This is a genomic window from Mesorhizobium sp. P160187 (assembly GCF_057766425.1).
This window is the reverse complement of the sequence record NZ_JBYMDX010000003.1, coordinates 143,946-166,643: the sequence shown is the minus strand read 5'-3', so window position 1 is coordinate 166,643 and position 22,698 is coordinate 143,946. Positions and strand designations below refer to the sequence as shown.

Here is a 22,698-nt window from a genome sequence, read left to right as displayed (position 1 = left end):
CTGATCTTCAGAACCCGAACGAGACCTGCGCCGCCGGCGGCGGGCCGACGCGCACGCCTTCCATGGCCAGCATCTTTTCCTTGGTGGCCGAGCCGCCGGGCGCGGAGAAGCCGCCGATCTTGCCGCCCGCGGCTAGAATCCGATGGCAGGGGATGACCAGCGGCACCGGGTTGGCGCCCAGCGCTGCCCCGGTTTCGCGCGGCAGGCCGGCTTGGCCGGCGCGCTTGGCCAGTTCGCCATAGGTGGTGGTTTCGCCATAATGCAGTTTCCGCGCCGCGTCGTAGATGGCGAGACGGAAGTCGTCGACCCCGTCGAGATCGACCGGCACGCCGGAGAAATCGACGTCCTCGCCTGACGCATACGCCTTGATCGAGGCGATCAGCTCGACCACCCATTGCGGCTGCCCAGTGTTCGCAGTGGTATTGGCGGCAACACCGGCATGCCGCATCAGCCGGCGCTCCACTGCTTCGCGGCTCCTTTCGGGCAGGCAGAGCCGGATCAGGCCCTTTTCGCTCCAGGCGATGCCCATGAAGCCGATCACTGTTTCTAACACTGCGTGGCCGGCTGTGATCGAAGATGCCGTTTCCATGATGCTCTCCTTTCCGCAAAGCGGCGAAAACCGGGATACCGACCGGTACATATGCAGAACAATATGGCATCTGAGCCCGGCTCTCGCCACCCGAAAACCACCAGATGGTCCCGATTGCCCACCAGGAATCGCTGGTGTAAGGACTTCTTAACAACCGACAAATCGGACCCGCGCGGCTTGCCAGCAAAATTCAACCTTTTCGCGATCTCTGTGATCGTCGGCGCAGCTGCCCTCAGCGGCTGCCAATCGACCTCGCAGATGAAGGCCACGCCTGCGCTGACCGAAACCGCGACCGCCGCCGGCAGCGATGCCGGCTTCACCGTGCCGCTGCCCGATACGGTTTCGGTGCTGCCGCAATCCTCGGGCATAACACCCGTCCAGGCCGCCGAAGCAACTCCCGCCACACCAGCACTTGCCGCCGCCCCGCAGCCGGCTGCCGCGACCGCGGCCTTTGCCGGCGCGACGCCCACGGCCCCGGCCCTGCCTGCGGTGATGGCCGCCAACGCCTGGCAGGCGCCTGCGCCCGCCAACGCCGGACAGCCGGTCGCGGCGCAATATACGACCGCCAGCCTTGTCATGCCGGCGACCGCCAAGGGCGGCCAGAACGCCATGCCCGGCGTGCAGCAGGTAGCCTATGTCGTGCCGCAGAACCCTGCTTCCCTGGGCCAGTTCCCCGCCGCGCCCATCGGTCTCCCGGAAGAAGAGCATGCGACCGGCATGCGCGGCGACGTCGACCGGCTGATCCAGAAATACGCTGCTCTCTACGAGGTGCCGGTCGATCTGGTGCGCCACGTCGTCAACCGCGAAAGCACCTACAATCCCAAGGCTTACAATAACGGCCATTGGGGGCTGATGCAGATCAAGCACGCGACGGCGCGCGGCATGGGCTATGACGGGCCGGCCAAGGGCCTGTTCGACGCCGAGACCAATCTGAAATACGCGGTCAAATATCTGCGTGGCGCCTGGCTGGTGGCGGGTGGCAACGCCAAGAAGGCCGATTGGCTCTACCAGACCGGCTATTATTTCGACGCCAAGCGCAAAGGCCTGCTCGAGGCCACCGGCCTCGGTGTCGACCGCAAGCGCCGCCGGCTGCAGCCCGACGCCTGAGCGCGATGCCTGAACCGCGCCCGCCGGCTCCAAACGACATCCGGCTGCGCAAGATCCTCGACGAGACGCTCGTTGCGCCGCACTGGCCGGACGGCTTTGCCATGCGCTGCTTCGAACATGGTGACGCGCAGCCCCTGCACGCGCTTTTGACCGAGGTGTTCGACGACGGCACTGACGGCCCGTTCGACGAATGGTGGCCGCGCATATCCAGCGATGCCGAATTCGACCCGGCGCTGTGTTTCCTGGTCATCGACGCCAAGGGACGGCTGGCGGCGGCAGCGCTGTGCTGGACGAGGGCCTTCGTCAAGGACCTCGCGGTCCATCCCGAAGCGCGCGGCAAAGGCATTGGCGAAGCGCTGATGTGGCAGGCTTTCAACGCCTTTCGGGATCGGGGCGCGGCCCATGTCGACCTCAAGACCAACACGGTCGAGAACGCCGCCGCGCTCCGGCTCTACGAGCGGCTGGGAATGATGCCTGTCGCCTGGGAAGGGTAAGGGCTTTTTTCTTGCCGCAATTCCCTGGGGAAAACGCTACGCGCTTTTCCCGGGAAAACCGGTTCCCACCTTTCCTGGAATTGCTCGAGCGCTGTTGAAAACCTCCGGATTGTGAACTGCTTCACATTGGCCGCCGCAACCGGATGCTACCTCACCATCCATGCCTTTCGACCGATGGCGGATCGACGACTGGCAGATGTGGAGGGGCTGCACCGGCATGTGTTCAGCCGCTCCTTGGCGGGTCCCAGGCGGGGGTTTGGGGCCCGCCAGTCGTTTTGCGGTCGCCCTCAGATATCGGGCGCATTGCCGATCTTCTTTTTGAGCTCAAGCGCCCAGACGCGGCCCTCGTCGCCGCCCCACAGCAGCCAGGCGATATGGCCGGCCGATGGATTGTCCTCATTGCCGTAATTCTTGCCGCGTTTGTCGACCTCGTGGCGGGCGAAATAGCTGACCATGCGGCGGATAGTGGATGGCGCCAGCTTTTCGCGGTTCTTGAGTTCCGTCGCCCGCGCCACGCCGATCTCGGTGCCGCCCCGGCCGAATTCTCTTCGCAGCCTCAACCCCTTGGCGGCATTGTCGGCCACCACTTGCGGGCAGCGCAGATCGATCTCTTCATCCTCTTGCATGTGTCTCCCCAGCTCCGGAAACCTAACCTGCAGACGCAATACAGGGAAGTGCAACCGGCTCCCAATGCAGCGCCGTCCATCAGGACCAGGATCAGCGCGCCATCGGCATCTGCGAGATCCTGTGGAACCTTATGGATTTCACGCCTGAGGGTCGGCCGAACTGGAACGAACAGCTGCAATATGGCGAGGCGTGCTGTCCTGAGGTTTGTCCGCCAGGGGCTCGGGACGGCTCTTCGGCAGATCGTCGCTGACGAATAGCTCTCCGGACGCAACCCTGCCGCCAATGCCGCGTTTGATTAGCCGAGGGAAATTTTCAAATCGGAGACCTCAGATGAAAACGCTTCTCACCATTGCCGCCGTCGCCTTGCTCGCCGGTGCCCCTGCCGCCTTTGCGGCCAACTCGACTGCGGTCGCGCCTGCCATGGCCGCCAGCAAGGTCGATACCCCAACCTTCGTCAAGACCGTGCCCAGCTCCAACGAATTCGAAATCCAGTCGAGCAAGCTCGCCGAGGAGAAATCCAAGGCGGCTGACGTCAAGAAATTCGCCAAGCAGATGGTCAAGGACCACACCAAAGCCGGAAAGGAGTTCAAGGCGGCGCTGAGCCAGGGCCAGACCACCGGTTCGACCGAAGCCGCGGGGCCGGCCCTGCAGCCGAAGGAGCAGGCAATGCTCGACGAGTTGAAGAGCGCAAGCGGCAAGGATTTTGACGCCAAGTACATCCAGATGCAGACGGACGCGCACAAGGAGGCCGTAGCCCTTTTCAGCAGCTATGCCAACTCGGGCGACGACCCGGCGATGAAGGAATTCGCCAAGAAGACGCTGCCGACGCTGCAGATGCACGAGAAGCACGTGAAGGAACTCGCGGCCGCGCATCAGGGTTGAGGGTTGGTGACTGGCCAGCAATAGCATTCTACGGCGCCCTCCTCTGTCCTGCCGGACATCTCCCCCACGAGTGGGGAGATCAGCAGCGTCGGCGCCGTGCTTTTCTTGCGACGGTGAAAATTGGCGAAGGCTGAGGCGACAGCCAATCTCCCTTCTTGTGGGGGAGATCTCCGGCAGGAGAGAGGGGGGCGCCGTAGAGTGCGACGGCCGATGCCTGCCGTTGGCAAGGCATTGCGGCAAAGTGGCTCTGTGGCTGCGCCGGCAGTGACATACACTGCCGCCACCAATTCAATGGAGCTCCCATGCCCAAGATCGACCTGTCCACCGTGCCTGTCCGCAAGGGCTCCGGCTACCCCGCACCCTTCGACGCCCCTTGCGCCGAGCGCACGCGCCGCCGCCTCGGCGATGCCGGCGGGCTCAGCGATTTCGGCGTCAATCTGATGACCCTCCCGCCCGGTGGCTGGTCGAGCCAGCGCCACTGGCACAGCCATGAGGATGAGCTCGTCTATGTGCTGGAAGGCGAACTGGTGCTGGTCGAGGATGGCGGCGAGACGGTGCTCAAAGCCGGCGACTGCGCGACGTTCGCCAAGAACAGCGGCAACGGCCATCACATGATCAACCGCTCGTCGGCAACGGCGCGCTATCTCGAAGTCGGCTCGCGCAATCCCGACGATGTCATCACCTGCTCCGACATCGATATGATGAGCCCGAGTTCAGATGGCCGGTTCCTGCACAAGGATGGGACGCTGTATCCGGGGCAGGGGTGAGGGCTGGACCATGCTTCGGCGCTGGTGTTCGCTGGGTGGGGGGATAAGTTCCTCACGATTAAAGGTGGCGCCGGCCCCCTCATCCGACCGCTTCGCGGCCACCTTCTCCCCGCTGGGGAGAAGAGGGAAGCGCTGGCGCTGACCGGCTCCTCTCCCCTCGGGGTGAGGTCAGCCGAGCGAAGCGGAGGCTGGGTGAGGGGGCCTTGGCGCCAGCTTGGCAAACAAAGGGAGCATCACCGTGAAAAAAGAAGTCATCGAAGTGCCCGTGATGTCGGCCAAGGTGCGGGCGCTCGGGCTGCCCTGCTCGACGGCGGTGAGGGCCAACGGCTTCGTGTTCATCTCGGCGACGCCGCCGGTGGACATGGTGACCGGCGAGATGGTGCGCGGCGACATCGAGGTGCAGACCGAGGCGTCGCTGAAGGCGCTGAAACACTGCCTGGAAGCGGCCGGCACCTCGCTGGAAAACGTGGTGATGGTGCGCATCTACGCCGTCAATTCCGGCTTCTACAACGCCATCAACCGGGTCTATGCCAGGTATTTCAGCGTCAACCCGCCGGCGCGCAGTTTTGTGCCGGTGGCATCATGGCCGATGGAGTTCGATATCGAGATCGAGTGCGTGGCTGTAGGGTGAGGGCAAGAGAGATTCGAGTTCGGAAATGCCGTTGGGCAGGCAGTATGCCTCTCCTATCTCGAAATGACTACTTTGGAGGCTGACAACCCGCCTTTTTCATTTTTCTTCAAATAATATCTAACTAACGCACCCTTGCCTAGTGATGAAGGGTCCAAGCAGTCAGAAAATTTGAAATGAATATCGATTGGCATGCCCTCTTGGCGAATAAATCCAAACTTTTTACCTTTATCAATCATATTAACTACACCAAGAAAACCTTCAACCTCTTGCTTGGGGTTCGATTTTTTCTTTGGCTTTGATATAGCCTTCCCTGTATTTAGGGTATTTGCGAGGCCGTAGTGGATTTCGTACTCCATGCCTGTCTTGACTTTCGGCGATATATTCGAAGGAGTACGTTCTCGAAAACACCACCTAATAAATTTCTCATCCTCCGCCTCTTCGATGAAGCTAAGTATATTCTGATCGTAAAGAAATTGTAGAAATTCTTCCGCAGACCTCATAAATCCTGGTGCATTATGCACTTCAGCCAAAATATATTTGTAGAATTCAGAAAACGCAGCTTCATAATATTCGTAGTCAAACCTACTCTTTCCGTTTAAGTACTCGAAAAACTTTAGAAACAGCTCGAACTCAGATTCGTCATAGTAAAAAGATAGGCTGTCCTTTATTTCACCAAGGAGGTATTGGCCGTAGTCCTCCTTGAATCGTTTCGTAAATAGGTCACTATATAGAAAAACCCTATCCTTGTCTGTGGGGGACTTGTAGTGATCATTTAATATGTCTAGCATCGTTAAGATGTCGCGTGGTCTATGATAGGAATATCTTAAAAATATCACGAATGAAGTCGGCCTACTGTGCTCCTCCGTCAAATTTGTAGCTTCAAATGGGAAGTAGTGATCCCATGCATCTCCGGGCGGCTCAATTTTGTCCTGCTGCACGTTGAACATTCTGTCAGCCATCAAAAATAACTCGCTACTGCGATACTTTCCGTAGTCGGTTATCCAGCTAAGAACGATCGAATTATCTTTCAGTTTTGTGTTTCTATTCTGTAAGCCAAGAGAATTAAATATATCAGGTCTAAGAAGCAATACGCACTTCATTCGCCCTTTTGAATCTCTTATCCTTGGGAAGAAGTCATTATTTAAACTCCAGGCCGCATTGGCTAGCCCTTTGACGCAGTCAAGATACTCGTTGAACGGGATCGAAGCCGGCCTTATGTCTATCCCGTCAATAAAAAGCGAAACGCTTTTGCTTAATTTAATGGAAGACAGGGCGTCCTGAAGCTTCCCCTGTATGTACAGGAGGTTCGTCTGGAATTTTCGCGTCTCGGACCTAACCTCTTTGCCGTCTCCATCTTTGAAGGTTGCTCCAAATTGAGAGTACTTTGCAAATACTTCAACAGCTGAGGTTGAATTCTCAACAAGTTGAAGTGCGGTTATTATCTCTGGCGCAAACGCATTGCTGTAGTACTCATCAATAGCATCGTTTAAAGCTTTAAATTTCGGATACTTTAAAAAATATTCCGCTGTACCAGATGATGTTATTATCTCTTTGGCAAATATCAAAAGAATAATTACCTTCCATATATCGGTGTATTCCGACAGGCTGATGTTTTTTCTTTCTTTAAAGATATAAACTTATTGTAGTCCGTCTCTCTAATAAATTTATGGCTCGAAAATTGTTTTTCATTCGGGAAATTTGACCTGTATACCGCGTACGCTGTCTTCCCGGTGCCCTTCTCGCCAACGAGAAAAAATATGCTCGGATCGTCTAAGTCTCGAAGAGCGTCTGTACGCAAAAATATCTTATTAAAAAGCTCCCGGTTTTCTCTCCGGCGATAATTTTCTGCGTCAGAGAAGCCGAAAGTGATCTCCGAAACAGGTTTCATAGTTTTTTCCTCTGAAGAGTAAAATCAGGGCTATGGTGACTGCCTTTATATAAGGCGTCAACAAGGCCACGCTCGAATGGTGTGAGTTGCACCGACGACCTTTGCTACTACCAATGGCGCAGCCGTTGGCAGTAGGGGTGACGATGGTTCGCCCTAGGTGAGACGTCGCTTGCTGGCGCTATATGTGGTTGAAGCGGTCTGAAGGTGGTCAAACTTCGTTGATGCCCCGCCTTTCGCGGAATGCCTTTCATTGGGGATAGGCAAGAGGCGGAGAGAAAAGAGCTAATCGCCTACGCAAAATACTCCTGCAGTGGCCTCACCTCCAGGCTCCCCGCCTTCAGCGCCGCAATCGCCTCGGCCACCGCCGCGGCGCCCGACAGCGTCGTGTAATACGGCACCTTCTGCATCAGCGTGGCGCGGCGGAGCGATTTGGAGTCCGACACCGCCTTCTGGCCGTCCGTGGTGTTGAAGACGATCTGGACCTGGCGATTGCGGATGGCGTCTTCGATGTGGGGGCGGCCCTCCAGCACCTTGTTGATCTTTTGCGCGTCGACGCCGTTTTCGGCGAGGAAGCGCTGGGTGCCTGAGGTCGCCAGCACCTTGAAGCCCTGGCCGGCGAGGCGCTTGACCGCCGGCAATATGCCTTTCTTATCCTCGTCGCGCACGGAGACGAACAGCGTGCCGGAGCGCGGCAGGTCGACGCCGGCGCCGAGCTGGCTCTTGGCGAAGGCGAGCGCGAAGTCGCGGTCGAGGCCCATGACCTCGCCGGTGGAGCGCATTTCCGGGCCGAGCAATATGTCGACGCCGGGGAAGCGGGCGAAGGGGAAGACGGCTTCCTTGACCGCGATGTGGCCGGGATTGCGGGGATCGGGCATGGCGCCGTAATGGGCGAAGGCGTCTTCCAGTTTCTCGCCGGCCATGATGCGGGCGGCGATTTTCGCAATCGGGCGGCCGATGGTCTTGGCGACGAAGGGCACGGTGCGCGATGCCCGCGGGTTGACCTCCAGCACATAGACCGTGCCATCCTTGATCGCATACTGCACGTTCATCAGGCCGACGACATTGAGCGCGCGGGCAAGGGCCGCCGTCTGTCGCTCCAGCTCGTCGACCAGCTCGGAAGGCAGCGAGTGAACGGGGAGCGAGCAGGCGCTATCGCCGGAGTGGATGCCGGCCTCCTCGATGTGCTCCAGAATGCCCGACACGAAGGTCGACGTGCCGTCGCAGAGGCAGTCGACATCGACCTCGATGGCGCCGGAGAGATAGGTGTCGAACAGCAGCGGGTTCTTGCCCAGCAGCGTGTTGATCTGGCCGGTCTTGTCGTTGGGGTATTTCTGCTTGATGTCCTCCGGCACCAGGCCGGGCACGGTGTCGAGCAGATAGGATTGCAGCATGCCCTCGTCATGGATGATCTGCATGGCGCGGCCGCCGAGCACATAGGACGGGCGCACCACCAAGGGGAAACCGAGTTCGCCGGCGACAAGGCGCGCCTGCTCGACAGAATAGGCGATGCCGTTCTTCGGCTGGCTGAGATTGAGCTTGTGCAGCAGCTTCTGGAAGCGGTCGCGGTCTTCGGCGAGATCGATCATGTCGGGCGACGTGCCCAGGATCGGGATGCCGGCCTTCTCCAGCGCGTCGGCCAGCTTCAGCGGCGTCTGGCCGCCGAACTGGACGATGACGCCGACCAGTTCGCCCGAGGCCTGTTCGGCGCGCAGGATCTCCAGCACGTCTTCGGCCGTCAGCGGTTCGAAGTAGAGACGATCCGAGGTGTCGTAGTCGGTCGAGACCGTCTCGGGGTTGCAGTTGATCATGATCGCTTCATAGCCGGCGTCGCGCAGCGCGAAGGCGGCATGGCAGCAGCAATAGTCGAATTCGATGCCCTGGCCGATGCGGTTGGGACCGCCACCGAGGATGACGACCTTCTTGCGCGATGACACCTGCGCCTCGTTGGCGAGCGCGCCGGCGAAGGGCACTTCATAGGTCGAGTACATGTAGGCGGTCGGCGAGGCGAACTCGGCAGCGCAGGTGTCGATGCGCTTATAAACCGGATGAACGTCGAGCTTTTCGCGAGTCCTTTGAATCACTTCGGCGTCGGTCTTCGTCAGCGACGCGAGGCGGGCGTCGGAGAAGCCCATCGCCTTCAGCATGCGCAAATTGACGGCGTCATTGGGGATGCCGTGCTCGCGGATGCGGGCTTCCATGGAAACGATGCCGGCGATCTGTTCGAGGAACCACGGGTCGATCTTGCACATGGCGTGCACGTCTTCCAGCGAGGTGCCCATGCGGATCGCCTGCGCCACCATGCGCAGCCGGTCGGGCGTCGGCGTGCCGAGCGCGGCGCGGATGGCGTTGCGGTCGTCGGCGTGGTTGGCAGCCACGGCACCGTGGCCGAGGCCGGGGATCTCGATCTCGTCTAGGCCGGTGAGGCCGGTTTCCAATCCACGCAAAGCCTTCTGCAGGGACTCCTGGAAGGTGCGGCCGATGGCCATGACTTCACCGACAGACTTCATGGCGGTGGTCAGCACCGGCTCGGCGCCGGGGAATTTCTCGAAGGCAAAGCGCGGGATTTTGGTGACGACGTAATCGATGCTCGGCTCGAAGGAGGCGGGCGTGGCGCCGCCGGTGATGTCGTTCTCCAGCTCGTCCAGCGTGTAGCCGACGGCGAGTTTTGCCGCGATCTTGGCGATGGGGAAGCCGGTCGCCTTCGAAGCCAAGGCGGAACTGCGCGAGACGCGCGGGTTCATCTCGATGACGACGAGGCGGCCATCGGCCGGGTTGACGGCGAACTGCACGTTGGAGCCGCCGGTCTCGACGCCGATCTCGCGCAGCACCGCGATCGAGGCGTTGCGCATCATCTGGTATTCCTTGTCGGTCAAGGTCAGCGCGGGCGCGACGGTGATCGAGTCACCGGTGTGTACGCCCATCGGGTCGATATTCTCGATCGAGCAGACGATGATGCAATTGTCCGCCTTGTCGCGGACGACCTCCATCTCATACTCCTTCCAGCCGAGCACGCTTTCCTCGATCAGCACTTCGGTGGTCGGCGAGGCGTCGAGGCCGGACTGGACGATGTCGTAGAATTCGGCGCGGTTGTAGGCGATGCCGCCGCCGGTGCCGCCCATGGTGAAGGACGGGCGGATGATGGCGGGCAGGCCGACATGGTCGAGCGCCTGGGCGGCAATCGCCATGCCATGGCTGATGTAGCGCTGCTTGCGGTCGCCTTCGCCGAGGTTCCAGCGGGTTTCCAGCGCGTCGAGCGCGGCATCGAGGTCGGCAGGCGCCTCGGCCTTGACGGCGGCGCGCTCGGCCTCATGGGTCTTGCGGTCGGCGTTCTTGACGTCGGTGGCATTGGCCAGCATCGACTTCGGCGTTTCCAGGCCGATCTTCTTCATCGCCTCGCGAAACAGCGCCCGGTCCTCAGCCTTGTCGATCGCCGTGGCGTCGGCGCCGATCATCTCGACATTGTAGCGCTCGAGCACGCCCATTCGGCGCAGCGACAGAGCGGTGTTTAGCGCGGTCTGGCCGCCCATGGTCGGCAGCAGCGCGTCGGGCCGCTCCTTGGCGATGATCTTGGCGACGACTTCAGGCGTGATCGGCTCGATGTAGGTGGCGTCGGCCAGTTCCGGGTCGGTCATGATGGTGGCCGGGTTGGAATTGACCAGGATGACGCGAAAGCCCTCCTCCTTCAGCGCCTTGCAGGCCTGTGTGCCGGAATAATCGAACTCGCAGGCCTGGCCGATGACGATGGGGCCGGCCCCGATGATCAGGATCGACTTGATGTCGGTGCGTCTTGGCATCGTTGTGAGTTCCGTTCGGCGAGCGGCTTGCACGAAAAACCGGGACGGGAAGACCCGGCCGGTTGTGCTTGCGATTCTGGTATCAGGCTAGGAGGGCCTTATAGGGAAGAGTTTTGGGAGATGTAACCCCGAAAATGAGGCTAGGCAGTAGGGATTAGGCAGTAGGGATCAGGCAGTGGGGATTAGGCAGGAGCGAGGTTAAGGCGCCTATTGCCCATTCCCTACTGCCTGACACCTAATCCCCCAGCGCGAGCTGATCCGTAATCTCAAACCGCTCTGATACCCCGACGCGGATCATGTTGAGGCTGCCTTCCCTTGTGAAGCGGAAGTCCTTGCCCAAATCCGAGTTGGCCGGCATGCCGGCAGAGAAGGAGATGACGCGGGTGCCGCCGTCGGGCCAGGTCACGGTGATGTCTGCCTTGTCGGCGCCATTGTGCACGATGTTGACGGCGCAGCGGGTCATCGGTTGTCCGACATAGCGGGCGCAGGGGATCTCGGCGGTGGCGCCGAGGGCGGGCGGGGGTTCCAGCCGTGCAACGGTTTGCGTAGCGGTCGCAGCTTTGGCCTGGTCTGGCCGTGGCGTCGGGGATGGTACCCCCGGCGCGGACGCCGTATCCGGCGCTGCTCCCGCAGACGCGGCGGAATCCTGTACCGGCGTCCCCGTGGCCTCCGTCGCCGGAGCCTCCGTGGCGGGGATCTCGCCCGTCCTCGGGCTTTCATTGGCTGCGAAGGCGAGGCCGTAAGCATCCTGCATGGCGGTCCTGCCGATCTCGGCGGCGGACTTCGGCGCGCCCGGATCCGTGCTGCCAAGGCGCTCCGTCAGGTCGAGTGGAGCCGGCGCGGGTGCAGCCGGGGTGGGTGGAGCCTGAGTGGGTGCAGCCGGAGCGGCAGAGGCGGCGGGTGCAGTCGTCCGGGGCGCTGCGGCCACGTCGGCCGGCTGCGTCGGCATGTCGGGCGCGAGCGTCGGGCCGCCGGCTTCAGCGCTGGCGGTCGCCTGGGGCGGCGCGGCGTCAACTTCGACCACGGTCGGATTGTCGGGGATAAGATAGCGCGCGGGCGCCCAGCCTTTGACCAGTGGATTGTCGATCTCCTCGACCTTGCACCAGCGGTGGCCGTCCACTTCGCTGCAGCCGAAATTCCTGACGCTCGAGCCGATCGGCAGGCGCGCCTGGGTTCTGCCGACCGGCGACGGCGTGGCGCGGATGTTGAGGAGATCGCCTGGGCCGAGCTCGGTCACTATGGAAACGATGTCGGCAGGCGCGTCCTCGGCATTGGCCGGCAAGCTCACCAACAACGGGCCCACCACCAACGGACCCGCCAACAACCGGGCTGCCCGCAGGAGCGGAGCGCCAGTCAGTCGATGCAAAATGGTTCGGATTGTGCGCCTCATCATTTGGCCGTGCGCCGATTACCCTTGCGGCAGCAGTCCTGCCGTATGCCAAGGCGGTTTTATAAGGGACGATACGCGGCCATGTAAGTCTGAAAATGCGTCCGATGTTTGGTGCCGCGAGGCGGAAGCAGGGCGCAGCCATGCGGTCAAGCGGAGCCTTGCCAAGAGGGTTTCGGCATGAAGCCGGTCCTCAGCGCATGCGCCCATTCCGGTCGGCCCGCCTGTGCGGCCTGTCTCGCCGCCGCTTCGTGGTCGTAGTCGACGGCGATGGTCTCGAAACGGTCTGGACCATCGCCATCCAAGGTGAGGATGCCGTAGCGCGCATGCGGGCTGCCTTGCTCCGAAACATGCGCCGGGGGCGTGTCATCTTCATAGGCGGGGGCGCCGACGCTGCCGGGATTGAAGAGCAAGGGGCCGCCGGGGATACGGACCAGTTCCGCGCGGTGGCTGTGGCCGCACAGCACGATGCGGCAGGCCGGGTCCAGCGCCTGCAACCGCCGCTGAATAGCGGCAAGCGGCGCGCGCACCAGTTGGCCATCGACGATCGCGTCGAGCAGGTATTTCTCGTCATGGTCGGGCCGCGCATGGAAAGCGACCACGCCGGGAACAATCTCCAGCGTGAAAGGCAGGGCGAACAGCGCCTCGCGCTGCGTCTCCGTCAGCCGCTCCTGGGCGTACCGGTCAGAAGCCCACATCGTATCGTCGGCCGGATCGACGGCGACGCGGCGGTCATGGTTGCCGCGCACAGTCGGCAGGTCGAGCGCTTCGAGCCGCTCGAACGTCTCGCGCGGCCAAAGCGGACCGGAGACGCAGTCGCCCAGGTTGACGGTTAGATCGGCGCCGCCGCGCCGCGCCAGATCGGCGAGCACGGCATCCAGCGCCAGCACATTGCCATGGATGTCGGCGAGAACGGCAATGCGCATGCGGCGGGCTCCTTGGTGCAGCCCCGTTGGAGGCTTGCGGCCCGTCTTCCTATCAAGGCGCTGCCTTCATTATCAAGCCTTTGAGATCGTTCGAGACAGCCGGGAGCTGGCTATCGCGGAAGCACTCCATCTGCTAGCGTCCACGCCGTTCCAGAGTTCATCTGGGGAGGGACCAGGCGATGACCCGCGACCAGATGGTTGCCCACCTCCGCGCCGCCAATGACGTCGCGCGCGAGACTGCCGCGCATGGGCACCATCCTTTCGGCTGCGTGCTCGTCGGCCCCGACGATCGCATCCTGATGCGGCAAGGAAACATCAACACCGTGCGCCACGCCGAAACCGAGCTCTCCCGGCGTGCCGCGGACGCCTATCCGCCGGAATTCCTCTGGTCCTGCACGCTGGTCACAACCGGCGAGCCCTGTGCGATGTGCACGGGAACGCTGTACTGGGCCAATATCGGCCGGCTGGTCTACGGCTTCGAGGAGACCAAGCTTCTCGCGCTGACTGGCAACCACGCCGAGAATCCGACGATGAACCTCTCGTCGCGCACAGTCCTCGGCTCCGGGCAGAAGCCGGTCGATGTCCACGGCCCTTTCCCCGAGATGGACGAGGAGCTCCTCGCCCCGCATATCGGTTTTTGGGAGCGCTAGGACCTTGACTTCTAAACCGGTTAGGCCGGCATTTCGATGTCGTGGCCACCGACGATGGGCAGTGCCGGATCATCTCCGGCCGCCGCAATCACGCTATCGAGCAGGCCGGGGAAGCGGGCGTCGAGGTCGGCGCGGCGCAGCGTGATCATCCGGTTGGTGCCAGCCACTTCGGCGCGGGTGACGCCGGCCTCGCGCAGTTTGGCCAGGTGATAGCTGAGATTGGTCTTGGAGCCGAGGTCGAGGAACCGGCTGCAGTTCAGCGGCACGCCTTCCTTGCTGGCGAGATAGCGCACGATGGCGAGCCGGGTCGGGTCGCCAAGCACGCCGAGCACAACCGGCAGGCTGATCTGGTCTGTATTGGGGTGCGGCAAAGTCATGGCCCGAAACTAAGCACAGTCGGTGGCGATTTCAACGCGTCCATGTTTCGCGGGCATGCACAGTCCGCTTCGCGATTGGCCCAATGGCTGTCCTGACACAGGGCTGTCAGCAGGCTTCAGCTATTTTCACCTGGCTTCATTGACATCACGCTCTGTTATGTCCAATTGTTCAATAAGTTTTGAACTAAGGACACGCCCTATGGACAAGCGCCTCTTCTGGCTTGCGCTCGGATCGTTCACGATCTCGACCGAAGGCTTCGTCATCTCCAGCCTGCTGCCTGACATCGCCACCGACGCCCGCATTTCCATTCCGCTCGCCGGCACGCTGATCACCGCCTTCGCGCTGGCTTACGCCATCGGCACGCCGATCCTGGCAACGCTGACCGGCGAATGGGACCGGCGCCGCGTCATCTTGTGGACGCTGGCGTTCTTCGTCATCGGCAATGTGGTGGCGGCGCTGAGCTCGTCCTTCGAGCTGCTGCTCATTGCCCGCATCATCATGGCGCTGTCGTCAGGCCTGTTTGCCGCGACCGCTCAAGGCACGGCGGTGGCGCTGGTCGATGACCACCACCGGGCGCGGGCCATTGCAGTCGTCGTCGGCGGAACCACGGTGGCGGTTGCGCTGGGTGCACCGCTCGGCGCGCTGGTTGCCACGATAGCCGGCTGGCGCGGGACCTTCTTTGCCATTGCCGGGCTCGGCGCGCTGGTCGGCGCCATCCTGTGGTACCGGCTGCCGCGCGGAATTGTCGGCACCAAGCTGCCGCTCAGGCGGCGGCTGGCTGCGGCGCTGCGCCCCGGCGTCATGCCGATCCTGCTGACCACCGCTCTTGCCCTGATCGGCGCCTTCTCGGTGTTTTCCTATATCGCGCCGCTGGCCATCCAGAGCGGCGGCCTCAGCCCGATTGCGCTGCCCGGCATGCTGCTCGCCTTCGGTGTCGGCGCCGTCATCGGCAACATAGCCGGCGGCCAGGCGGCCGACCGTTTTGGTGCGACGCGCACCGTCGGCTGGTCTCTGGCGCTGAGCGCCGTCATGCTGGTGATGCTCTCGGTCATCCCGACCTTCCTGCCGCAGCATCTCGCCGGGCCGGCATTGATGGCCATGATGGTGCCGTGGGGCATGGTCGGCTGGGCATTTCCGCCGGCGCAGGCCAGCCGCATCATCAAGCTGGCGCCCGACGCCGCCCCGATCGTGCTGTCGCTCAACGCTTCGGCCCTCTATCTCGGCGTGGCGCTGGGTGCTGTGGTCGGCGGCGCCGTGCTGCGCTACGGCGTGCCGGCCGATCTCGGCCTGGTCGCCGCCATCTTCCCGCTGATCGGGCTTGGCGTGGTGCTGGCCGGCCGCTGGGCGGCCCGGCCGGTCGCCATGCCGGCCGAATAGATCTTTGCAAAGGACCGGCGGCCGCTCTTTCAGCTTGAAGGGGCGGCCGCCGGCACGTCGTACTCCAGCGCCGCGACTTCATCCAGCATAGCGCGCAGATCTGCCGCTCGCTGCTGGCCGACCAGCGCCTCGAAGCGCTGCTGGGCAATGGTCCACAATTTCGTCGTCTCCTCGAGCTTGGCCTGGCCTTGCGGCGTCAGCCGCACCCGCTTGACGCGGCGGTCGTCCTTGTCGGCGAAGGTGTCGACATAGCCGTCGCGGATCAGCGGCTTCAGCGTGTGGCCGAGCGCCGAGAGATCCATGACCATCGCTTCGGCTATCGTGCCCATCGCCGGCTCGTTGCTGACATGGATCTGGTAGAGCAGGCCGTACTGCGTGCCCTTCAGACCCGAAGGCGAGATTACATCGTCATAGAAGCGGCCGAGCTTGCGCGCGGCGCGCCGCAGCGTGGCGTTGTTGCAAAGGCTGAATCCCGGCAGCACGGTCTTGCTCATCACGACTCCTTGCCGGCAAAACCGCTGCCGGCCTGTCGCAGAAATAGTTTCTGCCGCCTCCGTTGACAAGATGGTGGTATATGCCTACTTCCTGAAAGTGGTATATGCCACTAATTGGAGACCAGGGCGGGACGAGGGTTCATCGACCTGTCTCGCCGGGCAGAAAAAAGGAACAGGACAATGAGTGGACAGGACAACAAGGGTACCGCAGTCGTCACCGGCGCATCGGCCGGCATAGGTGCTGTCTATGCCGACCGGCTGGCCGGGCAGGGCTACGATCTGGTGCTGGTGGCGCGGCGCGCCGACCGGCTGCAGGAACTGGCTGAAAAGCTGCGATATGCTTACAAGCGCAAGGTCAGCGTGATATCAGCCGATCTTGCCGACGACAATGATGTGCGCCGCGTCGAGCAGGCGATCGCAGCCGACGATAGCACCACGTTCCTGGTCAACAATGCCGGCATTGGCGGCCAGGCCGTGGTAGCAACGGCCGACGCCGACGAGGCCGAGCGCATGATCAAGGTCAACGTCATCGCCTTGACCCGCCTGACCCGCGCCGTTCTGCCGGGGCTTCTTGCGCGCAACCGCGGCGCCATCGTCAACATCGCCTCTGTGCTCGCCTATGATACCTCGTTCGGCGGCATCTACAGCGGCACCAAGGCCTATGTCGTCAACTTCACCGAGGCGCTGCACCGCGAAGTCGCCGGCACCAATGTGAAGGTGCAGGCGGTGCTGCCGGGCGCGACCCGCACCGATTTCTGGGAGCTTGCCGGCGGCGACATCGACAATCTGCCGAAGGAGATCATCATGTCCGCCGACGATATGGTCGATGCCGCGCTTGTGGGCCTATCCAGGGGCGAAGCCGTCACCGTGCCGGCACTTGCCGATGCGACCAAGCTCGACACCTTCCTCGGCGCAAGGCAAGTCTTCTACGGCAGCCTGCACGCCGACAAGCCTGCTGCCCGCTATGCTGCTTGAGAGTAGCTGGTTCGCTTCGCGAACCAGGACCCCCACCTCGCTCACTTCGTTCGCGGCCCTCCCCACAAGGGGGAGGGTAAAGTGCGCGCTCCCCTACCTCCCCTTTGTGGGGAGGTCGGACCGCAGGTCCGGGTGGGGGTACTGGCGCCGACCTCTGCGTTTACGCTCCCCGCCACATCGGTATGATCGATGCAGCCAGCACCAGCGCCAGCACGATGTTGAGCGCGCGCCATTGCCATTCGGTCTCGAGCAGCCGTGCCAGCACCATGCCCGCCACGCACCAGATCGACAGCGAGACGGCTGCAGTGAGGCCGAAGGTCGAGCCGAGCAGCAGCGCGAGTTGTCCCGGCCCGTCGGCAAGGGCTGCGAACGAGGCCGCCGCCCCCAGTCCCATCGCCCAGCCCTTCGGGTTCATCCATTGAATGCCGGCGCCGCCGAAGAAGCTGTTGGGTTTTGCCATCGCCACATCGAGATTGGGCGGCCCGGCGCGGCCGATCTTGATTGCCAGCCAGATGAGATAGAGCGAGCCGATGATTTTCATCGCCAGTTGCAGCGAAGGCATGGCCAGCAGCAGACCGGCGAGCCCGGCGGCGGCAGCAGCGGTCACGGTGGCGAGACCGGCGGCGCTGCCGACCAATAGGGGAACGGAACGGCGAAAACCGAACTGTGCACCTGAGGCAGTCGACAGGGTGGTGGCGATGCCGGGCGTGACGGTGGCCACGAAGGCAAACAGGATGAGCGGAAAGATGGGCTGCAACATGAGGCGTCCTTCATCAAAAGTCCAATGGTAGACTTCCGCATACTTCAGTAAATGCAATGTTTGCGATGGTTGGCATTAGCAGATATAATGCCAACCATGATCCGCAACCTCGACACAGCGCTGATCCGCACCTTCGTCACTGTCGCCGACAAGGCCAGCATGACGGCGGCGGCGAACGCGCTGCATCTGACGCAAGGCGCCGTAAGCCAGCAGATCAAGCGGCTGGAAGAAGCGCTCGGCTGCAGCCTGTTCGAGCGCGACCGGCGTGGCTTGCGGCTGACGCGGCCCGGCGAGCGGCTGTTCGGCAAGGGCAAACGGTTGCTTGGCCTCAATGACGAGATCTGGGCCGAGATGGCGGGCACCGAGGTCGCCGGCCAGGTGCGGCTCGGTGTGCCCTATGACCTTGTCGGCACTTTGCTGGCGCCGGTGCTGAAGGCCTATGCCGAGACCTATCCGCAGGTCGAGATTTCACTGCTCTGTGCGGCTTCGCCGGACCTTGCCGCGGCCCTCGCGGCCGGCACCATCGACCTTGCCGTCATCGAGGAACGGGTCGGCCCGTCGGCCGGTGAGTGCCTGGCCATTGACCGGCTGGTCTGGGTGGGGGCCAAGGGCGGCGTCGCCCGCGCCAAGCGGCCGCTGCCGGTGTCGATCGTCGCCGACACCTGCGCCTTCCGCCCGGTGGTGCTGTCGGCGCTGAACGAGCACGGGCTGGAATGGCGCACCGTGTTCGAGAACGGCAACATCGACGCCACGACCGCGACGGTGCGCTCCGACCTTGCCGTCACCGCCTGGCTGGCCTCCACCGTGCCCGCCGACCTCGACATCCTGCCTTTCGATGCCGGGCTGCCGCCGCTGCCGAATTTTTCCATCAATCTGCATTTGCCGAGGTTTGGCGCGGCGCCTGCCGCGCAGGAGTTCGCGCGGTATATCCGGGATGGGCTGGAACGGCGGGCTGTGGCGGCTTGACAGAACTTGGATTTGCTCTCCCCCGTCGATCGGGGGAGAGGTGTCGAGCGAAGCTCGACGGAGTGGGGGTCGCCCTTTACTCGGTGCGGGAAGATTCTTGCGCCTTGGTGGTTCCCCCACTCCGTCGCTGCTTCGCAGCGCCACCTCTCCCCCCTCCGGAGGGAGAGGAAAGGTGCCAAGCCTGTCCCTGTCACTTCCAGTTCTTACGCCGCTCGAGCTCGGCCTCTGACGGCTTCTGCGTAGCGAACGACCCGACCTTGACCTCACCCCCGCGTTCGTAGGTCGCCATGATGACGCCTGTGGTAGTGGCCTGCGACTTGACCAGCTTGAAAGCGGCGGGCATCGCACCACCATCGAACAGCCGCTTGCCCTTGCCCAGCAGCAGCGGGAAGATCATCAACCGGATCTCGTCGATCAGCCCGTTGGCCAGCAAAGTCTGGATCAGCTCGCTCGAACCCTGGATGAGCAGGTCAGGCCCATCTTCCTTCTTGAGGCGGCGCAACGCCGCGACGATATCTTCTCCAAGCCATTGCGTATTTTCCCAGGTGAGCGAATCCGGCCGATGCGTCGCCACATATTTAGTCGCAGGGTTGAAGGCATCTCCGATGGCATCTTTCTGATACGGCCAGTAAGCGGCGAAGATGTCGTAGGTTCTGCGGCCGAGCAGCAGGGCGAAGGGTTTGGAGAACAATTCCTCCATGGCCACCCCCGCCACCTCGTCGAAGTAGTGGAACGTCCAGCCGCCGAATTCGAAGCCGCCAACCGGGTCTTCTTCCGGGCCGCCTGGCGCCTGCATGACGCCGTCGAGGCTGACGAAGGTGGAAGCGATGATCTTTCGCATTGGATTTTCCTTTTCCAGGATCCGCGCCGTCAGGGCCGGATTTCGATCTAAGGACGGACAGGCCGGCGGCCGCCCGACAGGCGTTGGCAAAAAAACGCTGCCGGCCGACAAGGGTACCTACCGCCGTCGCCCGCCGCCAAGCGCCTGCGACGAAAACCAGACGTCGCCGATGATGGCGGTGGCGGTCCGGTCCGGCGCCCTGTCTGACGTCAGCCAGATCGAACGGCTGCGCGCCGCCTTCTGGAGGTCGGGGATTTTGGCCGCCGAACCGGCCGCCGAGGCGCCGACGCAGGGGATGAACCACGAGCGCATGAAGGGGTCGCAGGCAAAGCCCTTGTCGGTGCGGGTTACCATCACGGCCAGGCCGACGCCCTGAGACGGACGCCAGGGAAAGATCATGCGGCCACCGGGTTTCAGCGCCCTCAGCCAGGCAGCCGGCGGTGCGACGACACCGGCATTGACATAGATGATGTCGGACGGCGGCAGATCGCCGGTGACGGCATCGCCGTGGACGACGCTTACATTGCCGTAGGTTTCGAGATTCTTTGTTGCTCTGGCAGCAAGATCTGCCTCTATTTCGAAGGCGGTCACCGGGCCGGGCGCAACCAGCCGCGCCAGCAAGGCGGTGTAGTAGCCGGTGCCGGCGCCGATATGGGTGACGGCCTCGTCCGGTCTGGGGGCGATCCTGCCGATCCACATCGCGTGCAAGGAGGGTTCGCCATTGTTGATGCCCTTGTCGGCATCGAGCGCCACCAGCACGTCCTGATAGATGTGAACAGGATCGGCGCTCGGCGTCATGATCTTGCCGTTGCCGGTGGTGAGCGCCCTGCCGGCGACGACCGCCCAGGGTCCGGGACCGAGAAAGGCCTCGCGCGGAACGGTGGCGAACGCCTCTTCGAGGCGCGGATCGGCCGAGCCGGCATTGGCCGCCATCAGCTGCGCGTAAAATTTCCTGGCGTCTTCGACACTTGTCATGATGGCGAGCAAGATAGCGCAAGCCGCCGGTTTGTCGCGGTCGGGAATGAGAATCAGCCGACGCCGAAGACGGTGTCGTAGAGCAGCTTGAAGTTGAGCACCAGGATGACCGCCGCGACCACCCAGGCGAGGGCCGCCACGCCACGGGGAATGGCAAGGTCGCCCATCTTCTTCTTGTCGGAGACGAACTGCACCAGCGGGATGACCGCGAAGGGCAGCTGCATCGACAGCACCACCTGGCTGAAGACCAGCAACTGGCCGGTGCCCTTTTCACCATAGAGCGCGGTCACGACCACCACCGGGACGATGGCGATGCCGCGCGTCAGCAGCCGGCGCGCCCATTGCGGAATGCGCAGGCGCAAAAAGCCTTCCATGACGATCTGGCCGGCAAGCGTAGCCGTAACCGTCGAGTTGAGGCCGGAGGCCAGCAGCGCCACCGCAAACAGGATGGAGGCGATGCCGAGGCCGAGCAGTGGCGACAAGAGCTCGAAGGCTTGGCCGATCTCGGCGACATCCTGATGGCCGGTGCCATGGAAGGCCACCGCCGAGACGATCAGGATCGAGGCGTTGACGAACAGCGCCAGGACGAGCGCGATGGTCGAGTCCGTCGTCGCCCATTTAATGGCGTCGCGCTTGCCTTTTTCGGTCCGTTCATAGGCGCGTGTCTGTACGATCGAGGAGTGCAGGTAGAGATTGTGCGGCATCACCGTGGCGCCGATGATGCCGATGGCGATGTAGAGCATCGCCGGATTGGTGACGATCTCCGTCGACGGCACGAACATCGAATGCAGGATCGAGCCGACCGGAGGGGCAGCGGCAAAGATCTGGATGGCGAAACAGCCGAAGATGATGATCAAAAGCGCGATGACGAAGGCTTCGAGATAGCGGAAACCCTTGTTCATCAAGAGCAGCACGATGAAGGCGTCGAGCGCCGTCAGCAACGCGCCGCCGATCAGCGGAATGCCGAACAGAAGCTGCAGCGCGATCGCCGTGCCGATCACCTCGGCGAGGTCGCAGGCGATGATGGCGAGTTCGCAGGCGATCCACAGCACGAAACTGACGGGACGCGGATAATAGGCGCGGCAGGCCTGGGCGAGGTCGCGGCCGGTGGCGATGCCAAGCCGGGCGGCAAGCGCCTGCAGCAGGATCGCCATCAGGTTGGACAGCATGATGATGAACAATAGCGTGTAGCCGAACTGGGCGCCGCCGGCGAGGTCGGTGGCCCAGTTGCCCGGATCCATATAGCCGACCGAGACCATGTAGCCCGGTCCCATGAAGGCGAACAGGCGACGGAACCAGACGCCGGACTGCGGCACCGCGATCGTGGAGTTCACCTCGCGCAGGCTGGGAGGATTGTCCTCCGGCCTGTCAAATCGCCAGGATGATCCCAAGGTAGCGTCAGCTTCGGACATGGAGGGCTTTCCACTGGGTGGATCGGTTGACGTCATCCTATCTATGCCAGGGCTCAACATTATGCAATAGGCTATATTTCATTGTATGTGCTTCCTGTTGCGCCGACCGGCAGGCCGGCCGGGGATCGCAAACGCCGGTTGCGCCTACCATGGAATGGAAATAAACGGCTGGAACAGTTAAGCCCGTGCTATGAATGGCAAAGGGCGATTGCTTTGCCCAAAGCCGATTCTTGTCAAAAGATAGGAAGGAGCGCGTGTTGGCGCTGAAGCACAGACCGGTTGGACGCGAGGAGCCGCTGCCTGACGCCGAGATTCATTCGAAAGGGTTCCGGCAGCAGCGCGAAGCGCGCCGCGGCGCGCTGGTCGAGGATTATGTCGAGCTGATCGCCGACCTGATCGAGGACGGCAATGAGGCGCGTCAGGTCGATATTGCTGCGCGGCTCGGTGTCGCCCAGCCGACGGTGGCCAAGATGCTGACCAGGCTGTGCGCCGACGGGCTCGTTTCCAGAAAACCCTATCGCGGTGTGTTCCTGACCGACGCCGGGCGCAAGGTGGCGGAAGAGAGCCGCATCCGCCACCAGACGGTAGAAGCGTTTTTGCGTTCGCTCGGTGTCAGCGCCGAGACGGCGCGCATCGATGCCGAGGGCATCGAGCATCATGTCAGCGCCGAGACGCTGGAAGCCTTTCGCAAGGCGATGATCGCGCCGCGCTGAGGGGTGCCGGGGCCGCACCACTGGAACCTCCGCACGTCAGGCTCGTTGCTCCTGACGTTGCGCGT

22 protein-coding genes are annotated in these 22,698 nt (G+C 62.7%); 10 read left to right on the top strand and 12 right to left on the bottom strand.

Annotated features, from left to right (window positions below):
* Positions 1–7 precede the first annotated feature (7 nt).
* Positions 8–589, bottom strand: coding sequence for a methylated-DNA--[protein]-cysteine S-methyltransferase (locus AC3CCE_RS04040; RefSeq protein ID WP_023683769.1), 582 nt, complete (start codon positions 587–589; stop codon positions 8–10).
* 258 nt (positions 590–847) lie between these two features.
* On the opposite strand from AC3CCE_RS04040, the gene AC3CCE_RS04035 reads away from it, so the two are divergent.
* Both AC3CCE_RS04035 and AC3CCE_RS04030 read left to right on the top strand, forming a co-directional pair.
* Entirely contained in the window at positions 848–1,696 is an 849-nt protein-coding gene (locus AC3CCE_RS04035; protein WP_488377104.1) for a transglycosylase SLT domain-containing protein, read from the top strand.
* 5 nt (positions 1,697–1,701) lie between these two features.
* On the top strand, positions 1,702–2,190 hold the full coding sequence (locus AC3CCE_RS04030; protein ID WP_352626125.1) for a GNAT family N-acetyltransferase: 489 nt from the start codon (positions 1,702–1,704) through the stop codon (positions 2,188–2,190).
* 287 nt (positions 2,191–2,477) lie between these two features.
* Here AC3CCE_RS04030 and AC3CCE_RS04025 read toward each other — a convergent pair whose 3' ends face one another.
* A complete protein-coding gene (locus tag AC3CCE_RS04025; RefSeq protein WP_352626126.1) occupies positions 2,478–2,816 on the bottom strand; it encodes a hypothetical protein in 339 nt (112 codons plus the stop codon).
* Positions 2,817–3,147: 331 nt separating this feature from the next.
* On the opposite strand from AC3CCE_RS04025, the gene AC3CCE_RS04020 reads away from it, so the two are divergent.
* From AC3CCE_RS04020 to AC3CCE_RS04010, 3 genes are all read left to right on the top strand, one after another.
* Entirely contained in the window at positions 3,148–3,699 is a 552-nt protein-coding gene (locus tag AC3CCE_RS04020; protein ID WP_352626127.1) for a DUF4142 domain-containing protein, read from the top strand.
* Between the two features lie 302 nt (positions 3,700–4,001).
* Entirely contained in the window at positions 4,002–4,466 is a 465-nt protein-coding gene (locus AC3CCE_RS04015; RefSeq protein WP_023823444.1) for a cupin domain-containing protein, read from the top strand.
* A gap of 238 nt (positions 4,467–4,704) precedes the next feature.
* Positions 4,705–5,097, top strand: coding sequence for a Rid family hydrolase (locus AC3CCE_RS04010; protein WP_352626128.1), 393 nt, complete (start codon positions 4,705–4,707; stop codon positions 5,095–5,097).
* Positions 5,098–5,150: 53 nt separating this feature from the next.
* Here AC3CCE_RS04010 and AC3CCE_RS04005 read toward each other — a convergent pair whose 3' ends face one another.
* The 4 genes from AC3CCE_RS04005 to AC3CCE_RS03990 all read right to left on the bottom strand — a co-directional run bounded on the left by AC3CCE_RS04005 (position 5,151) and on the right by AC3CCE_RS03990 (position 13,092).
* Positions 5,151–6,701 carry a P-loop ATPase, Sll1717 family gene (locus AC3CCE_RS04005; protein ID WP_488377160.1) on the bottom strand — a complete coding sequence of 517 codons (1,551 nt, stop codon included), beginning with the start codon at positions 6,699–6,701 and terminating at the stop codon, positions 5,151–5,153.
* A gap of 574 nt (positions 6,702–7,275) precedes the next feature.
* Entirely contained in the window at positions 7,276–10,779 is a 3,504-nt protein-coding gene (gene carB, locus AC3CCE_RS04000; protein WP_352626130.1) for a carbamoyl-phosphate synthase large subunit, read from the bottom strand.
* 235 nt (positions 10,780–11,014) lie between these two features.
* Positions 11,015–12,067, bottom strand: coding sequence for an SH3 domain-containing protein (locus AC3CCE_RS03995; RefSeq protein WP_352626131.1), 1,053 nt, complete (start codon positions 12,065–12,067; stop codon positions 11,015–11,017).
* 248 nt (positions 12,068–12,315) lie between these two features.
* Entirely contained in the window at positions 12,316–13,092 is a 777-nt protein-coding gene (locus AC3CCE_RS03990; RefSeq protein WP_023705854.1) for a metallophosphoesterase family protein, read from the bottom strand.
* A 179-nt stretch (positions 13,093–13,271) separates the two neighbouring features.
* Between AC3CCE_RS03990 and AC3CCE_RS03985 the strand changes: the two genes are divergently transcribed.
* Positions 13,272–13,742, top strand: a complete 471-nt coding sequence (locus tag AC3CCE_RS03985; protein WP_352461917.1) for a nucleoside deaminase — start codon at positions 13,272–13,274, stop codon at positions 13,740–13,742.
* A 20-nt stretch (positions 13,743–13,762) separates the two neighbouring features.
* On the opposite strand, the gene AC3CCE_RS03980 is transcribed toward AC3CCE_RS03985, so the two are convergent.
* Positions 13,763–14,119 (bottom strand): ArsR/SmtB family transcription factor, encoded by a 357-nt coding sequence (locus AC3CCE_RS03980; RefSeq protein WP_023683780.1) that lies wholly within the window; start codon positions 14,117–14,119, stop codon positions 13,763–13,765.
* Positions 14,120–14,318: 199 nt separating this feature from the next.
* Here AC3CCE_RS03980 and AC3CCE_RS03975 point away from each other — a divergent pair, with 199 nt between their 5' ends.
* Positions 14,319–15,497, top strand: a complete 1,179-nt coding sequence (locus AC3CCE_RS03975) for an MFS transporter (protein WP_023683782.1) — start codon at positions 14,319–14,321, stop codon at positions 15,495–15,497.
* A 29-nt stretch (positions 15,498–15,526) separates the two neighbouring features.
* Here AC3CCE_RS03975 and AC3CCE_RS03970 read toward each other — a convergent pair whose 3' ends face one another.
* Positions 15,527–15,991 (bottom strand): MarR family winged helix-turn-helix transcriptional regulator, encoded by a 465-nt coding sequence (locus AC3CCE_RS03970; protein WP_023815017.1) that lies wholly within the window; start codon positions 15,989–15,991, stop codon positions 15,527–15,529.
* Between the two features lie 180 nt (positions 15,992–16,171).
* Between AC3CCE_RS03970 and AC3CCE_RS03965 the strand changes: the two genes are divergently transcribed.
* Positions 16,172–16,966, top strand: a complete 795-nt coding sequence (locus tag AC3CCE_RS03965) for an SDR family NAD(P)-dependent oxidoreductase (RefSeq protein ID WP_023815018.1) — start codon at positions 16,172–16,174, stop codon at positions 16,964–16,966.
* Positions 16,967–17,126: 160 nt separating this feature from the next.
* On the opposite strand, the gene AC3CCE_RS03960 is transcribed toward AC3CCE_RS03965, so the two are convergent.
* Positions 17,127–17,726, bottom strand: coding sequence for a LysE family translocator (locus AC3CCE_RS03960; RefSeq protein ID WP_023689744.1), 600 nt, complete (start codon positions 17,724–17,726; stop codon positions 17,127–17,129).
* Between the two features lie 87 nt (positions 17,727–17,813).
* On the opposite strand from AC3CCE_RS03960, the gene AC3CCE_RS03955 reads away from it, so the two are divergent.
* Positions 17,814–18,692, top strand: a complete 879-nt coding sequence (locus AC3CCE_RS03955) for a LysR family transcriptional regulator (protein ID WP_488377103.1) — start codon at positions 17,814–17,816, stop codon at positions 18,690–18,692.
* A 190-nt stretch (positions 18,693–18,882) separates the two neighbouring features.
* Here AC3CCE_RS03955 and AC3CCE_RS03950 read toward each other — a convergent pair whose 3' ends face one another.
* From AC3CCE_RS03950 to AC3CCE_RS03940, 3 genes are all read right to left on the bottom strand, one after another.
* Positions 18,883–19,533, bottom strand: coding sequence for a dihydrofolate reductase family protein (locus AC3CCE_RS03950; RefSeq protein WP_023727458.1), 651 nt, complete (start codon positions 19,531–19,533; stop codon positions 18,883–18,885).
* Positions 19,534–19,650: 117 nt separating this feature from the next.
* A complete protein-coding gene (locus AC3CCE_RS03945; RefSeq protein ID WP_352497549.1) occupies positions 19,651–20,508 on the bottom strand; it encodes a protein-L-isoaspartate O-methyltransferase family protein in 858 nt (285 codons plus the stop codon).
* 53 nt (positions 20,509–20,561) lie between these two features.
* Positions 20,562–21,920 (bottom strand): Nramp family divalent metal transporter, encoded by a 1,359-nt coding sequence (locus tag AC3CCE_RS03940; protein WP_023691522.1) that lies wholly within the window; start codon positions 21,918–21,920, stop codon positions 20,562–20,564.
* A gap of 257 nt (positions 21,921–22,177) precedes the next feature.
* Between AC3CCE_RS03940 and mntR the strand changes: the two genes are divergently transcribed.
* Positions 22,178–22,633: a manganese-binding transcriptional regulator MntR gene (gene mntR, locus AC3CCE_RS03935; protein ID WP_023672433.1), complete on the top strand. Its 456-nt coding sequence runs from the start codon at positions 22,178–22,180 to the stop codon at positions 22,631–22,633.
* The last annotated feature ends 65 nt before the right edge of the window (positions 22,634–22,698 follow it).